General features: G+C 69.2%; 16 protein-coding genes. 10 read left to right on the forward strand and 6 right to left on the reverse strand.

The window, feature by feature from the left end:
- Genes JOE48_RS22780 through JOE48_RS22790 form a run of 3 tightly spaced genes read left to right on the forward strand, consistent with a single transcriptional unit; the run spans nt 1 to nt 2,111 of the window.
- Complete coding sequence (locus tag JOE48_RS22780; RefSeq protein ID WP_210033079.1) at nt 1-768, forward strand: SDR family NAD(P)-dependent oxidoreductase; 768 nt, start codon at nt 1-3, stop codon at nt 766-768.
- A gap of 3 nt (nt 769-771) precedes the next feature.
- Complete coding sequence (locus JOE48_RS22785) at nt 772-1,785, forward strand: phosphotransferase family protein (protein WP_210033081.1); 1,014 nt, start codon at nt 772-774, stop codon at nt 1,783-1,785.
- Between the two features lie 2 nt (nt 1,786-1,787).
- The gene (locus JOE48_RS22790) at nt 1,788-2,111 is read left to right on the forward strand and encodes a DUF6285 domain-containing protein (RefSeq protein WP_210033083.1); all 324 of its coding nucleotides are present in this window, start codon (nt 1,788-1,790) and stop codon (nt 2,109-2,111) included.
- Between the two features lie 27 nt (nt 2,112-2,138).
- Here the strand turns inward: JOE48_RS22790 and JOE48_RS22795 are convergent, their stop codons facing one another.
- Nucleotides 2,139-3,791, reverse strand: a complete 1,653-nt coding sequence (locus JOE48_RS22795; RefSeq protein ID WP_210033084.1) for an AMP-binding protein — start codon at nt 3,789-3,791, stop codon at nt 2,139-2,141.
- 204 nt (nt 3,792-3,995) lie between these two features.
- Here JOE48_RS22795 and JOE48_RS22800 point away from each other — a divergent pair, with 204 nt between their 5' ends.
- From JOE48_RS22800 to JOE48_RS22815, 4 genes are all read left to right on the forward strand, one after another.
- A complete protein-coding gene (locus tag JOE48_RS22800) occupies nt 3,996-4,535 on the forward strand; it encodes a phasin family protein (RefSeq protein ID WP_210033086.1) in 540 nt (179 codons plus the stop codon).
- Complete coding sequence (locus tag JOE48_RS22805; protein ID WP_312893350.1) at nt 4,532-5,476, forward strand: alpha/beta hydrolase; 945 nt, start codon at nt 4,532-4,534, stop codon at nt 5,474-5,476. Before JOE48_RS22800 ends, JOE48_RS22805 begins: the two co-directional genes overlap by 4 nt.
- Nucleotides 5,477-5,880: 404 nt before the next feature.
- Nucleotides 5,881-6,327, forward strand: coding sequence for a helix-turn-helix domain-containing protein (locus JOE48_RS22810; protein WP_210033087.1), 447 nt, complete (start codon nt 5,881-5,883; stop codon nt 6,325-6,327).
- 75 nt (nt 6,328-6,402) lie between these two features.
- Entirely contained in the window at nt 6,403-6,759 is a 357-nt protein-coding gene (locus JOE48_RS22815; RefSeq protein WP_210033088.1) for a cupin domain-containing protein, read from the forward strand.
- 7 nt (nt 6,760-6,766) lie between these two features.
- Here the strand turns inward: JOE48_RS22815 and rsmD are convergent, their stop codons facing one another.
- The 4 genes from rsmD to JOE48_RS22835 all read right to left on the reverse strand — a co-directional run bounded on the left by rsmD (nt 6,767) and on the right by JOE48_RS22835 (nt 9,723).
- Complete coding sequence (gene rsmD / locus JOE48_RS22820) at nt 6,767-7,324, reverse strand: 16S rRNA (guanine(966)-N(2))-methyltransferase RsmD (RefSeq protein ID WP_210033089.1); 558 nt, start codon at nt 7,322-7,324, stop codon at nt 6,767-6,769.
- Nucleotides 7,321-9,153: a pseudouridine synthase gene (locus tag JOE48_RS22825; protein ID WP_210033090.1), complete on the reverse strand. Its 1,833-nt coding sequence runs from the start codon at nt 9,151-9,153 to the stop codon at nt 7,321-7,323. The genes rsmD and JOE48_RS22825 overlap by 4 nt, the downstream gene beginning before the upstream one ends.
- A 125-nt stretch (nt 9,154-9,278) precedes the next feature.
- Nucleotides 9,279-9,455: a DUF1328 domain-containing protein gene (locus JOE48_RS22830; protein ID WP_010683547.1), complete on the reverse strand. Its 177-nt coding sequence runs from the start codon at nt 9,453-9,455 to the stop codon at nt 9,279-9,281.
- Between the two features lie 76 nt (nt 9,456-9,531).
- Nucleotides 9,532-9,723: a CsbD family protein gene (locus JOE48_RS22835; protein ID WP_210033092.1), complete on the reverse strand. Its 192-nt coding sequence runs from the start codon at nt 9,721-9,723 to the stop codon at nt 9,532-9,534.
- Nucleotides 9,724-9,870: 147 nt separating this feature from the next.
- Here JOE48_RS22835 and JOE48_RS22840 point away from each other — a divergent pair, with 147 nt between their 5' ends.
- On the forward strand, nt 9,871-10,359 hold the full coding sequence (locus JOE48_RS22840; protein WP_210033094.1) for a nucleoside deaminase: 489 nt from the start codon (nt 9,871-9,873) through the stop codon (nt 10,357-10,359).
- Between the two features lie 55 nt (nt 10,360-10,414).
- Entirely contained in the window at nt 10,415-11,116 is a 702-nt protein-coding gene (locus tag JOE48_RS22845) for an SDR family NAD(P)-dependent oxidoreductase (RefSeq protein WP_210033095.1), read from the forward strand.
- Between the two features lie 6 nt (nt 11,117-11,122).
- Here JOE48_RS22845 and JOE48_RS22850 read toward each other — a convergent pair whose 3' ends face one another.
- Nucleotides 11,123-12,919 carry an outer membrane beta-barrel protein gene (locus JOE48_RS22850; RefSeq protein WP_210033096.1) on the reverse strand — a complete coding sequence of 599 codons (1,797 nt, stop codon included), beginning with the start codon at nt 12,917-12,919 and terminating at the stop codon, nt 11,123-11,125.
- A gap of 322 nt (nt 12,920-13,241) precedes the next feature.
- Here JOE48_RS22850 and JOE48_RS22855 point away from each other — a divergent pair, with 322 nt between their 5' ends.
- Nucleotides 13,242-13,742 (forward strand): MucR family transcriptional regulator, encoded by a 501-nt coding sequence (locus JOE48_RS22855; RefSeq protein WP_210033097.1) that lies wholly within the window; start codon nt 13,242-13,244, stop codon nt 13,740-13,742.
- Nucleotides 13,743-13,862 lie beyond the last annotated feature (120 nt).

The following is a 13,862-nucleotide window of genomic DNA, read 5'->3' on the forward strand; positions in this document are numbered from 1 at the left end:
ATGACGAACCCCTTCGATCTCGCCGGCCGGCACGTCCTGGTGACCGGGGCATCCAGCGGACTCGGCCGCCACTTCGCCGGGACCCTGGCGCGGGCCGGGGCGCGGCTGACCCTCTGCGCGCGACGGGCCGACGCCCTCGCCGAGACGGTCGCCCGCGTCGAAGGTAAGGGGGGGCAGGCCCATGCGGTGGTGATGGACGTGACCAACGCAGCGAGCATCGAGCAGGCGCTGAAGGCCGCGGAAGCGCGCTTCGGTCCGGTCCGAGTGCTCGTCAACAATGCCGGCGTCACCGCGACAAAGGCCGCGCTCGACCTCGACGAGGACGACTGGGATGCGGTGCTCGACACGAACCTGAAGGGCGTGTGGCTGGTTGCCCAGGCGACCGGTCGGCGCATGGCCCGCCACGGCGCCGGCGGCAGCATCGTCAACATCGCGTCGATCTTAGGGTTGCGTGTCACCGGAGGGCTCGCGCCCTACGCGGTCTCGAAGGCCGGCGTGGTGCAGCTCACCAAGAGCCTGGCTCTCGAATGGGCGCGCCACGGGATCCGGGTGAACGCCCTGGCGCCGGGCTACATCAAGACCGAGCTGAACGACGCGTTCTTCGAGTCCGATGCCGGCAAGGCGCTGATCAAGCGCATTCCGCAGCGCCGGCTCGGCGAGGCGGCCGAACTGGACGGCCCGCTGATGCTCCTCGCCTCCGATGCCGGCGCCTACATGACCGGGAGCGTCGTGGCGGTGGATGGCGGCCACCTCGTCTCGGGCCTGTAGCGGATGGACGCGAACCGCCTGCGCGCCTGGATGGCCGACCATCTCGGCTGCCCGGACCTCGCGATCGAGGAGATCCGCCCACTCGGCGGCGGCTCGATCCAGGAGAACAGGCTGGTGCGCTGCCGCTTCGGGGACGGCGTCCGGGCCTACGTGCTGCGCATGGATGCGGCCGCGACCATCGCGTCGAGCCGCTCGCGCGCGGAAGAATTCCGGATTCTGGAAGCCGTCTGGAGCGCCGGCGTGCGCGTGCCGGAGCCGGTCGGGTTCTGTACCGACCCGGCCGTGGTCGGCGCGCCCTTTGCGCTCATGGGCTTGGTCGAAGGCGTCGGCCTCGGGCCGCGGATTGCCAAAGACTTGAGCCTCGGGGGTGACCGGGAGCGTCTCGCGGAGGATCTCGGTCGCGAGCTTGCCCGGATTCACGCGAGCCTCGACGCCCGTCAGCCGTTGCCCGCCGCGCTCGCCTTCCTGGGCGCGCCGGAGGCGAACCCGGCCCGCGCCGAGATCGCGCGGCTCCGCGCGAATCTCGACGGGATCGGCGCGCGGCGGCCGGCGATCGAATGGGGCCTGCGCTGGGGCGCGGTGCGCGCCCCCGATTGCCCGGACCCGACCCTGGTGCATCGGGATTTCCGCACCGGCAACTACATGGTCGACGGCTCGGGCCTGACCGCCGTGCTCGATTGGGAATTCGCCGGCTGGGGCGATCCCGCTCAGGATCTGGGCTGGTTCTGTGCCGCCTGCTGGCGTTTCGGCAGACCGGACCTGGAGGCTGGCGGGATCGGATCGCGCAGGGCCTTCTACCGCGGCTACACGGCCGCGAGCGGTCGCGCGATCGATCCTGACCGCGTGGCGTACTGGGAGGTGCTGGCCCATCTGCGCTGGGCGGTGATCGCCCTGGAGCAGGGCGCCCGCCACGTCTCCGGCCGCGAGTTCTCCCTTGAGCTGGCGCTGACCGGCCGGATGGTCCCCGACCTGGAACGAACCATCCTGCGGGCAACCGCCCCCGGGGCCTGGAGCTGATCATGCAGGACGAGCCTTCCGGCGCCGCCCTTCTCGACGCCGCCCGCCGGGCCCTCACCGATGAGGTTCTCCCGGCCCTGACCGGCCGACCGCGCTACGTCGCGCTGATGGTGGCCAACGCGATCGGGATCGCCGCGCGCGAGATCGTCGAGTCCGACGCCTTGAATGCGACGGCCGAGCGCGTCCTGGCCGGCGAGCCGGTCGAGGCTCTCGTCCAGGCGATCCGCACAGGCATGCGCGATGCCGATCCCGATCTGCACGCGGCCCTCACGGCGGCAGCGGAGAATGCCGCGCGGGTGTGGAAGCCCGCCGCCTCGAAGGGGTGAAGGGGCAGAAAGGCCCGGGGCGCCCCGTCACAGCGCCCGAGCCTGTTCCCGCAGCACGAATTTCTGGATCTTGCCGGTCGAAGTCTTCGGCAACGGTCCGAACACGACCGTCTTCGGCAGCTTGAACCGCGCCATCCGGTCGCGACAGAACGCGATCACATCCTGTTCGGTCGGTGCGTCGGAGCCCGGCTTCACTTCGAGGAACGCGCAGGGACTCTCGCCCCAGGTCGGATCCGGCCGCGCCACGACCGCCGCCAGCATCACGGAGGGATGGCGCATCAGCACCTCCTCCACCTCCAGGCTTGAGATGTTCTCGCCACCCGAGATGATGATGTCCTTGGCCCGGTCCTTGATCTCGACGGAGCCGTCCGGATGCCAGACGGCGAGGTCGCCCGTCCGGTACCAGCCCCCGGCGAGCGCCCGCCCGGTGGCGTCGGGATTGCCGAGATAGCCCTTCATCACCGTGTTGCCGCGCAGGCAGATCTCGCCGACCGCCGTGCCGTCCTGCGGGACGGGCCGGCCGGTCGCCACATCGACGACCGACACGCCCTCGAGCGTCGCGAGCGGCACGCCCTGGCGCGCCATGCGGGCGTAGCGGTCGTCGTCCGCCAGATCGACCCAATCCGGCTGTGCGAGGCAGACCGTGGCCGGCCCGTAGCTCTCGGTCGCGCCGTAGAGATGCGTCACCTGGAAGCCGAGCTCCTCCATCGTCCGGATGATCGTCGATGAGGGGGCCGCGCCGCCGACCGCGCAGCGCACCCGCTGCGGAAAGGCCAGCCGGTCCGTCGCCGGCGCGTGTGCGATCATCGAGAGCACGATCGGGGCGCCGCAGAGATGCGTCACGCCGTGCTCGGCGATGAGCCGGAAGATCGCTGCCGGCTCGACCTTGCGCAGGCAGACCTGCGTGGCGCAGGCGGCTACGCTCGCCCAGGGATACGACCAGCCGCTGCAATGGAACATCGGCAGGGTCCAGAGATACACGCTCTCCGCCGTCAGGCCGAAGGTGACGGCATTCCCGAGCGCCTGAAGATAGGCGCCGCGGTGACTGTAGACCGCGCCCTTCGGGTCGCCGGTCGTGCCGGACGTGTAGAGGAGGCAGAGCGATTGCCATTCGTCCTCCGGGCCGGTCCAGACGTGATCGGCGTCGCCCGCATCAAGCAGACCTTCGTACGGGATCGCCCCAGCCAAGCCGGTCTCGCCGATCGTCACCACGCGAATGGGCTCGGCCCGATCGGCCAGGGCCCGCGCCGCCAGCGCGCCGTACTCGGCCTCGACGATCAGCACCCGGGCGCCGCCATGCGCGAGGGAGAAGGCGATCGTCGCCGGATCGAGGCGGGTGTTAAGCGGGTTCAGCACGGCGCCGAGCATCGGCACGGCGAAATGGGCCTCGATCATCTCGGGCACGTTCGGCGCGAGGATCGCCACAGTGTCGAGCCGCCCGATTCCGAGACGGGCGAGGCCGGAGGCGAGGCGGCGACAGCGTGTGTAGAGCTCCGCATAGGTGAGGCGCCGGCTCCCGTCGATGATGGCGGTCCCGGCCCCCGATGCAGCGGCGGCGCGCGCCAGAAGACTCACGGGAGTCAGCGGCACGTAATTGGCGGGCGTCCGGTCCAATCCCGTCTCGAAGGGATGACGGCCGGCGTCTCTCGGCTGGGAAGACGGCGGGCAGGTCTCCGGCATCGTTCTGCCTTCTGTCGGGCTGCGGGCGTGGCGTTCGCTCCCGAACGGAGATGATTTCGCGGCAGAGCCGGCTGTCAATCACGAATGCCGCCGCAGCGCGTGCCGCGGTCCCCTTCTGTCACAGGGCATGGTTGACGCCAGGACGCCGCTGACGGATGCCGGTGGTGCGAGCCGCCGGTGTCTCGCGAGCAACGGGGGACGATCTTGGGCAACGACAACCTGCCGGCGATCTCCGGCCAGGCCGGGCGCGCAATGGCCGAGGGCGGCGTTGCGCGGGCGCGCGAGTCCTATGAGCGCCTCGCGGAGGCCGGCGAGATGGCGCTCAACGCATTCGAGGCGTCGATGGCCCAGAGTTTCGAGGGCTGGCGCTCGGTCATGGGGTCCAGTCGCGAGACCGCACATCAGCTCACCGATAGCAACGTCACCGGCGCCCGCAAGGTGCGCGAGCAGTGGGACGCGGCCGGCGCGCGGCTCTACAACGCCTTCGAGGATAACGCCGTCCATGCCATGGCGGCGATGCGCGAGATCGGACACCGGATGCTGGTGGCGACCGACACGAATGTCCGCGCCACGCTGGATTTTGCCGAGCGCGTCGCCAAGGCGGCCGATGCCAGGGAAGTCGCTGCGCTGAACATCACCTTCATGCAGGAACAGTCGCGCCGGCTGACGGAACAGATGGTCGATCTCCACCAGACGACCAGCCGCCTCGCCCGCGAGGCCGCCGCCCGTACCGAAACACCGTGACCTTGCTCTCGGGGGGGCAGGCCGCGGCGAGTCCGGCCGAAGCGATGCCGCGTCTCGACGATCTCAGCAGCGCCGACGTGCCGTTCCGGACCGGGCAGTTCTGGGCCTACGCGCCGCACGACTTTCACCGGATCGCCTATGTGGAATGGGGAGACCCGGACAGCCCGCACGTGGTCGTCTGCGTCCACGGCTTGAGTCGGCAGGGCCGCGACTTCGATCCTCTGGGCTACCGGCTGGCCAAGATGGGCTACCGCGTCGTCTGCCCGGACCTGCCAGGCCGGGGACTCAGCGGTTGGCTGAAGGATCCGGAACATTACGGCCTGCCGCAATACGCCGCCGACATGGCGGCGCTGATCGCCCATCTGCGCGTCCCCGGGAAGATCGATTGGGTCGGAACCTCGCTCGGCGGCCTCACCGGCATGGTCCTGGCTGCAGCGGCCAACACGCCGATCCGCCGCATGGTCATCAACGACATCGGCCCGTTCCTGCCCTGGGCGCCCATCCGCCATATCGGCTCGCGCCTGCGCGACGCGCCGCGGTTGCACCACAACCTCGCCTCGGGCGAATCACGTCTGCGCACCGTGCTGGCCGCATTCGGAGCGCTGACCGACGAGCAGTGGCGTCACATCGCCAAGCACAGCTTCTTCCGCGAGCCGAATGGCGGCTGGCGCCCGCATTACGATCCCGGCATCGGGGACGCGTTCCGGCCCGGTCGGGTCTACAGCGTCAGCATGTGGCGCGACTGGGACGCGATCACCTGTCCCGTCCTGCTTCTGCGCGGTGCCCAATCGGAACTGCTCCTGGCATCGACCGCCGATGAGATGACGCGGCGTGGCCCGCCGACGGAGCGCATCGAAATCCCTGATTGCGGCCACGCGCCCGCGCTGCTGGATGACGATCAACTCAAGATCGTGACCGATTGGCTCGGCCCGACAGCGTGAGCGCGGCACCGGACGCGGCCCGCTCGAGGATTCGTGCAGTCGGTCCAGGGAAGGCCGCGGTTGATAGCAAGCGATCTCTCAACACTCACGCGGATGCCGTCGCATTTTTTCCGCGCGATCAAATGTTCGATAGTCAGTTTCTGCGTACTTTCGCGCGTTTTCCATAAGCATCAAGCAGGGATTTCATGGGCCGCTCGGTCCACCCCATCGTGGGCAGCGCGGATATGCTGGTGACCTCAGATTTCACAAGCGTAACCATTCGTTGCGCGCGCGGCGGGACTGTGGCATCAAAGGATGTCAGGCCGGGATCCCAGCCGCGCGATGAAGCACCTGAGGGTTGTTATCGGCGGCTTTGGTCCAGCCGAGCATGCCTTCCAACTGATACGACCTTCGGACTACCTCTCATGGCCAATCCCACCCTCAAGCCGAAGCAGACCACGGCCATCGATCACGGGGTCGGCAGCCGCATCGCATTCCTGCGCGCCGCGAACGGACTGAGCCAGTCGGCGCTGGCCAGCGCGCTGGGCGTGAGCTTCCAGCAGGTTCAGAAGTACGAGACGGGCAAGAACCGGGTCGGAGCGGGCCGCCTCCAGGCGATTGCCGAGCGGCTCGGCGTCCCGGTGTCGAGCTTCTTCGAGCCCGAGCCGGAAGTCGCGGGCGACAGCGGTCCCGCTCTGCTGCGCGTCTCCGGCGCCGTCGAGCTGCTGCGCGCCTATAATCAGATCGCCGACGAACACATGCGTCGCGACGTGCTGTCGTTGGTGAAGTCTGCGGCTCGTGTCGGCCAGAGCCGGGCAGCCGAGGAGGCGCCGGCTCGGCAATCCGACCAGAACGAGGCGAAAGGCGCCTGATCGCCCTGTGCCGAGCCGCTTGGGCCGGATCAGCTTCGGGCGCGCCGGATCGGCGGATTGCTCTAGGGTAGGGCGATGAAGTCGCCGACGACCGTCGTCAACCTCCTGGCCGATGTGCCCGTCGACTCTCCCGAGGAGATCGTGTCGGTTCTGCTCGCCGTACCGGGGCTGCGCGTGGAGCGCATCGTCTCGACCGGCCAAGCGAGCCCTCCCGGCTTCTACTATGACCAGCCGCAGGCTGAGTGGGTGACGGTCTTGGTGGGCTCAGCCGAGCTGCGATTCGCCGACGAGGCAGAGCCTCGATGCCTCAACGTGGGCGACGCGGTCCTGATCGCGGCGCATCGCCGGCATCGCGTGGAGCGGACAGAGTCGCCGACGATCTGGCTCGCGATCCATTTTGGGCCTCTCGGCGCGCCGGTGGACACGGACTGAACCAGATTCAGGCAGCGAATCGGGCGAAGCCGACGGCGGTCTCGCCGTATACGCGGCGCTCAAGTTCGGTAAATCCCTCCGGCCACGTGACCGTCGCGCCTTCGGCCTCCTCGACCACCGCCAGAGCGCCAGGTGCCAGCCACGCCCCTGCGGCCGCGCTTGCGAGAGCGCGCGGCGCCAGATCGCGGCTGTAGGGCGGATCGCAGAACATGAGCGAGAATTGTCCGGCCGATCCCGCCGGCCCCAAACGCGTGGCGTCCCGGCGGAACAGGCGGGTCACGCCCTCGGCGCCCAGCGCCTCGATATTGGCGCGGATGACCGCGCGGGCCTCGGCGCCTTCATCGACCAGCAGGGCGTAGGCGGCGCCTCGCGAGAGCGCCTCGAAGCCGAGCGCCCCGGTGCCGGCGAAAAGATCGAGGACCCGCGCTCCCGCCAGGGTCTCGTCATAGGCATGCAGCAGCACGTTGAAGAGCGCCTCGCGAAGGCGATCCGAGGTCGGCCGGATTGCATCGGTGCGCGGCGTGGCGAGCCGTCTGCCCCGCCACGCCCCGCCGACGATCCTCATCGTGTCCCGCGTGGCGGTCGTCCACCGCCGGGCTTGGCACCACCCCGAGGCGAACCGGGCCGACCGCCTGGGCGCGCGTTGCCGCCACCCGCGCCGCCACCTTTGCCGGCAAAGCCGCCCGGCCTGGCTCCGCCCGGTTTGGCACCGCCGAAGCGCGGTTTGCCGCCCGGCGATTCCGACCTCTGAGGCCGGAAACCGTCCTTGGCCCGCGGCCGACCCTCGGATGCGGCAGCCCCGAAGGATTTCCCGTGACGACCCTCCGGCTTCGGTCCGCGGCGCTCGTCCTGTCGGACCTGGGGCCGCGGACCCTCGGCGGACCGCGCCATGTCACGACGTGGGCGTTCGCCCTCGCCGCGCTCGCCGCGCGATTCGGGTCGGCGGTCATTGCGCGGTCCGGATCGTTGCTCGCCGCGGGGCGCGAAGCCGCGCTCGCCGGAAGGCCCCGCCTCCCGTCCCGGGCGACCGCCCTCCCGACGCTGCGGTCGCTCGGATGGTCCGTCCTCGGCGTAGCGGCGACGCTGCTTGGCCGCGGGCGCGGCCTCGACCGGTGTCGCCGAAAGTCGCTCGACGACGACCCGACGCTCGCCGGCGCGGATCGAGCCGACCCGCTCGCGGCCCCGTTCCGCGGAGCTCGCCTGCGCGGCACGCGGATCGGCACCCCGACGCGGCACGCGCGTCCCCCGGGGCCGCGTGGGTTCCTCATCCCGCCATGTCGCGTTGCGCGGATTGGAACCGGACCCGCCCGTGGAAACCTGCGGCGCCGGTGCCGGCCGCGCGGCGTTGCGCCGGCCAGCCGCTGGCGTTTGCGCCTGCTTGCCGGCCGAATCGGACCTTTTCGGTCCGCCGAACGGGGTGATCGGCTCGCGCACCGGGCTTTCGAAATCGACGCCGGCCTGCTCGGACAGCGCCTTGCCGAGCTGATCCTTGAGCACGCGGGTGCGCACCTCCTCGGCCAGACCGACCTCCGTGTCGCCGAGCTGGAAGGGCCCGAAGGACAGCCGGATAAGCCGGTTCACCGAGAGGCCGAGATGCTCGAGGATCCGCTTGACCTCGCGGTTCTTGCCTTCGCGGAGGCCGAGCGTCAGCCAGACATTGTCGCCCTGGACGCGGTCGAGGGTGGCCTCGATCGGGCCGTACTCCATGCCGTCGATGGTCACGCCCTTGGCGAGCCGGTCGAGCTGGGCCTGGTCGGTGTCCCCGTGCGCGCGGACGCGGTACCGGCGGAGCCAGCCGGTGTCCGGATGCGCGATCACCTTGGCGAGACCGCCGTCATTGGTCAGCAGCAGCAACCCCTCGGTATTGATGTCGAGGCGCCCGATAGCGACGACCCGGGGCAGATCCTCGGGCAGGATGTCGAAGACCGTCTGCCGCCCTTCGGGATCACGGGCCGTCGTGACGACCCCGCGCGGCTTATGGAAGATCCACAGGCGGCTCCGCTCCCGCAAGGGCATCGGCTCGCCATCGATCAGGACCTGATCATCCTCGGTGATGTTGCGGGCCGGTGAGGTCAGGGTCTCGCCGTTGACGCTCACCCGGCCGGCCAGGATCATCGCCTCGGCGTCGCGCCGCGAGGCAATGCCGGCCCGCGCCATCGCCTTGGCGATGCGCTCGCCCGGCGGGGTCGACGCGGATGCCTCCGCGACGGCCGAAATCTCCGGCTCGGGCCGCGGCACCCTCGGCTCAGCGGCGACCTTGCGCGGACCGGCCTTGGGGCGGTCACCGTCGTCGCTGCCAGCGTCGGTTGCAGGCGTCCAGCCTTTACCGCGCGTGATCTCGGGGTCCGGACGGTCGGAAGCCTCCGGCGTAGTGTCGTTCGGCACGTCGTTCATGCCAGGGCCTTATCAGAGCCCGTACCGTCAGGCGAGACGGGTTCTGCAGCCGCCTTCGGACCGAGCCTGAACGCAAAAGGGGCGGCCCGAAGGTCCGCCCCGCAGCGAATGATGGAGCGCTGCTGTCAGAGTCTGGGCGAACGACCGCGCATCACGCCGAACACGGCCGAGATGAGGAACAGGGCAATCGCCACGAAGAAGACGATCTTGGCCGCTTCCATGGCGGTGCCGGCGATGCCGCCGAACCCGAGCAGAGCGGCGATCAAGGCGACGACGAGAAATGTGACTGCCCAGCCGATCATGGCATCCTCGCTTTATTCAAGTCGATCCATGGTCGGAACCCGCAGAAAGCGGGTCCCGTTCCAGTTGATGCTATGATCAGAGCTTGTCGGTCGCCGATTTCACAGCGCTCTTCGCATCGCCCACGGTGCCCTGGGCCTTGCCCTTGAGCTCCTGAGCGGCGCCCTCGGCCTTCAGCTTGTCATTGCCGGACACGTCGCCGATGCCCTGCTTGGCCTTGCCGAGAGCCTCGTTGGCGACGCCCTTGATCTTGTCGGTGGTGCTGCTCATGGCGATGTCCTTCTTGTGGTTGCTGCGGCGGCGCCGCCTTCATCCAACAAACGGTCACGGTCGCTCGAATGTTCCAGGCCTTAACATTGCCCTGTGTTAAGCAGCGGCATTGGCACAGACCCGCATCGGCGACGGGATAGGAACACCGTGGCAGCTGATCCGATCCACGCTCGGGATGTGGAAGCATCGAGTTCGCTGACCGCGCTCGATCACGCGTTCGCGGCGGCGCGGGCCGCGGCCGCCGCCGGTGAGGTGCCGGTCGGTGCCGCAGTGGTGCGCGATGGCGTCCTCCTGGCCGTCGCCCATAACCAGCCGCGGCGCCTCCTGGACCCGACGGCGCACGCGGAGATCCTGGCCATCCGCGCCGCCTGCGCGGCGATCGGCGACGAGCGTCTGGTCGGTTGCGACCTCTACGTTACCCTGGAGCCGTGCCCGATGTGCGCGGGCGCGATTTCCTTCGCGCGGATCCGGCGGCTCTATTACGGAGCGGCCGATCCGAAAGGCGGCGGCGTCGAGCACGGTCCGCGGGTCTTCAACCAGACGACCTGCCATCATGCGCCGGACGTCTATGGCGGATTTCGCGAGCGCGAGGCGGCTGCGCTGCTCCGCGCGTTCTTCGCGGAGAGACGGGAATAGGCCTGGCGGTTTCCGGCCCTGGCCCCACCTTCCCGGACAACCGGAGGCCAGCCCGATGATTCCGACCTATGCGCGTGCCCTGATCGTCGGCGCGGGTTCCGGCCTGAGTGCCTCGCTCGCCAGGCTCCTGGCGGCGGACGGCCTCAAGATCGGTCTCGCGGCCCGGAACGTCGAGAAGCTCGCGGCCCTGGCTGCCGAGACCGGTGCGGCCGTGCATGCCTGCGACGCGAGCCGGCCCGCCGAGGTCGAGGCCCTGTTCGCGCGGCTGGAGCCCGCCCTCGGGGGCGCTCCGGACGTCGTGATCTACAATGCCAGCGGACGGCTGCGCGGCTCCATCGTGGATCTGGATCCGGAGGCGGTCGCCCGGTCGCTGATGGTGTCCGCCTATGGCGGCTTCCTGGTGGCGCAGGCCGCGGCGCGCCGCATGCTGCCGCACCGCCACGGAGCGATTCTCCTGACCGGCGCGTCGGCCAGCGTGAAGGGGTTCGCGGGATCGGCACCGTTCGCCATGGGCAAATTCGGCCTGCGGGGGCTGGGACAAAGCCTTGCCCGCGAATTGCAACCACAGGGCATCCACGTCGCCCACATCGTCATCGACGGCGCGATCCGGAACCCTGACCGCGGCGCGCCTGCAGACGCACCCGACAGCCACCTCGATCCGGATGCCATCGCGCGCTGCTACCGCGACCTGCTGCGCCAGGATCGAAGCGCCTGGACGTCGGAGCTCGAGCTGCGCCCCTGGGTGGAGCGGTTCTGATCCGGCTTACGGGTTGACCCGCAATCCCAGCAGAAACGTGTTGTCCCGGAAGCTCGAACCTGCCTGCGTACTGTTGATCTGCTGGTAGATGTAGGTGCCCCGCAGCGTCAGCCACCGCGTGAAATGATAGTCGAGCCGCGCGGTCGCGGAGAAGCCGTTCTCCCGGATCGTGCTGTTTTGATAAACGTTTTGCAGGAACGAGCCGCCGACCACGAGCGACAGGTTGCGCAGCAGGTCATGTTGGACCTCCAGCGTCGCGACATCGGTGAAGATGCCGCTGGAGCCCGGGATCGTCGTTTCGGTGACACCGGTCGCGGCGGTCAGCCGGACCGTCGTGAGCGGGCTCGCCGACCAGACCAGGGCGGCGTTGATCAGCGGCGCGTTGATGTCGCGCAGGGTCGGATCGACGTAGGTCCGATGCTGGATCCCGGCCGAGATCTCGCCCGTCAGGGAACGGGCAAGCCCGAAGCTTGCGCCAACCGCGAGCGAAATTCCGTCGGAATCCCGCTGGACGCCAGTCGTATCGCGGCGGAGATCGTAGACTCGCGTATCGCCGGTGACATCGACGAACGGGCTGAAATCCGGATTGACTTCGTAGGCGGTACGAAGCTGCAGGCTGTACTGATTCAGGTTTCGGTCCGACTGGTTGACGATTGTCCCGTCCGAGAGGCGGGCATTGTCGAATTCCGACCGGTCGACCGAGCCGCGCAGCGTGACCGACAGTCGATTGAAGGTCTCGGTCGCCCCGAGCGACGCGCCGTAGACGGCAAGCAGCGGTCGGCTGGTCGCGGTCGCGACCGGAACATTGCCGGTCGCGGCCAGCAGGTTGGGGTTTCCCGTCCGCTGCGTATCGACGAGGAACCGTCCCTCGGCGTCGATGTGCAGGTCCCGGTTGGCGTCGATCCGCAGGCGCACGACCCCGTCGGCAGCCGGGCGGCTCGCGGCCTCGTTCTGGGGCGTCTCGAGGTATGAGCCGCGCAAGGAGCCCTGGAACGAACTCGAGGACCAGTTGCTCTGGAAATCGAGGGAGGCGTCGGTGCGAAGCGCCACCGAGCCCTTGGCGAATTGCCGGGTCGTCTGGTCCGGGTTCGAATCGTAGCCGAGGCTCTGCCCGAAGGTCGGCAGCACGGTGAAGCTTCCGAACTGGTAGCCGATCGGCGCGTAGGCGGGATCCGTCGGGATCGCGCGCGCCAAGTCGGTGCCGAGAATGAAGCCCGGCGTCAGAAGGCCGAGGGCCGGTGAGATCGCCAGGAGCGGAAGGATCGTCCGGACGGGCGCCGTAGCCGGCGGCAGGGGAACCCCGACCACGGGCTGCTGAATGATCGGTGTCAGCCGTAAGGCCGGGCTCGGGACCTGGGTGACTTCCTGGGTGATCCTGCGGGTCGCCGATCCGATCCGCCGCGGCGGCGCCGCCCGGGTCCGGAGAAGATTCGAGGGAGCCAGATTGCTCGGGGTCGTGCCGCTTCCACCGGTCCGCTGACCGCCGCTGGTGATGCGTGTGTTGAGCTGCGAAACGCCCGGCTGCCCCTGCGTCTGCGTCGGGATCGTCGGAGGCGAACTCAGGCTGTCGCCGCCGGTCTGGTCGCCGCTTGTCGCGTCGCCGCCCGGAGAACCGCGGCCGTCGTCGCGCGAGAGACCGTCCGGGATCCGCCGCCGCAGCGCGGGCAAGCCGTTCGGCGCGGTGTCCTGGCCGACCCCCGGGTTGTCGGGCTGCCCTGTGACGGGACTCGTCGCGTCGAATCGCTGGGCATGCGCCGACGAGGCCGCGCATGCGAGCGCCAACACCGCGACAGCGAGCCGCATCTCCTGTCGTTCCCGCCGGTCAGCCCCAGCCGTCCGCACCTGATCACGGTCCCCGCCAAAGTCCCGAGCACCGATCGCTGGGATCCACTGGTCACGCCGAAGCCAAACAGGTCATCGGTATGGTTAATGAAGGCTAGCGGACTCATGGTTAATGCAGCGTCAACGGCCGAGGCTGTGGGCACTTGCAGTCTGCCGGACCACCTACCGTCGTCACGACAGAACCGATTGAGATTTGTTCTACAATCAGATACTGTCTTTGAGAATTCGATCGCATCCGCGAGGGATTGATCGGTCCGAATCATTACAAAGACAGAGGTGGGCCGTGAGTGAAAATGCAGAAGGCGGACACGCTGAGCATGTTGAGCTCGCGGTGGATATCATCGCGGCCTATGTGTCGAACAATTCGGTGCCGTCGTCGGAGCTGGCGGGCCTGATCGGCGTGATCCACGCCGCTCTAGACAGTCTCTCTACTGCGGGACGGACGTCGAAGTCGGCGGTCGAAAAGCTGAGTCCGGCTCAGATTCGAAAGTCGATCACGCACGATCACATCGTCAGCTTCGAGGACGGCAAACCGTACAAGACCCTGCGTCGGCACCTGACGTTGCGTGGGCTCTCGCCCGAAGCCTATCGCGAGAAATGGGGTCTGCCGCGCGACTACCCGATGACCGCGGCGAGCTACTCGGCCCAACGGTCCGAGCTCGCCCGCGCCCTGGGGCTCGGTCAACAGCGCCGCAAGCACCGCGGCGCGCCATCGGCGCCCGCAGAGGTGCCGGCGGCGGCAGCGCGGAAGCCGCGGGCACGGCGGAAGGCACCCGCGGAGTAGGGTCCCCCGCTCACCGTCGCGGCGCCTCGCAGCTGCCCGAGCTCTGGGCGGGGACGGGCTGCCCAACCCAGAGTCGCCCGCGAGCTTGGCGCGAGTTGGCGCTTGCGCGTCTTGCAACCG

The sequence above is a fragment of the Methylobacterium sp. PvR107 genome (genome assembly GCF_017833295.1).
Classification (GTDB): domain Bacteria; phylum Pseudomonadota; class Alphaproteobacteria; order Rhizobiales; family Beijerinckiaceae; genus Methylobacterium.

Excerpts from the sequence above, each read along its gene's own strand:
- JOE48_RS22780 (WP_210033079.1), top strand. The coding sequence starts at position 1 with ATGACGAACCCCTTCGATCTCGCCGGCCGGCACGTCCTGGTGACCGGG.
- JOE48_RS22785 (WP_210033081.1), top strand. The coding sequence starts at position 772 with ATGGACGCGAACCGCCTGCGCGCCTGGATGGCCGACCATCTCGGCTGC.
- JOE48_RS22790 (WP_210033083.1), top strand. The coding sequence starts at position 1,788 with ATGCAGGACGAGCCTTCCGGCGCCGCCCTTCTCGACGCCGCCCGCCGG.
- JOE48_RS22795 (WP_210033084.1), bottom strand. The coding sequence starts at position 3,791 with ATGCCGGAGACCTGCCCGCCGTCTTCCCAGCCGAGAGACGCCGGCCGT.
- JOE48_RS22810 (WP_210033087.1), top strand. The coding sequence starts at position 5,881 with ATGGCCAATCCCACCCTCAAGCCGAAGCAGACCACGGCCATCGATCAC.
- JOE48_RS22815 (WP_210033088.1), top strand. The coding sequence starts at position 6,403 with ATGAAGTCGCCGACGACCGTCGTCAACCTCCTGGCCGATGTGCCCGTC.
- rsmD (WP_210033089.1), bottom strand. The coding sequence starts at position 7,324 with ATGAGGATCGTCGGCGGGGCGTGGCGGGGCAGACGGCTCGCCACGCCG.
- JOE48_RS22825 (WP_210033090.1), bottom strand. The coding sequence starts at position 9,153 with ATGAACGACGTGCCGAACGACACTACGCCGGAGGCTTCCGACCGTCCG.
- JOE48_RS22830 (WP_010683547.1), bottom strand. The coding sequence starts at position 9,455 with ATGATCGGCTGGGCAGTCACATTTCTCGTCGTCGCCTTGATCGCCGCT.
- JOE48_RS22835 (WP_210033092.1), bottom strand. The coding sequence starts at position 9,723 with ATGAGCAGCACCACCGACAAGATCAAGGGCGTCGCCAACGAGGCTCTC.
- JOE48_RS22845 (WP_210033095.1), top strand. The coding sequence starts at position 10,415 with ATGATTCCGACCTATGCGCGTGCCCTGATCGTCGGCGCGGGTTCCGGC.
- JOE48_RS22850 (WP_210033096.1), bottom strand. The coding sequence starts at position 12,919 with ATGCGGCTCGCTGTCGCGGTGTTGGCGCTCGCATGCGCGGCCTCGTCG.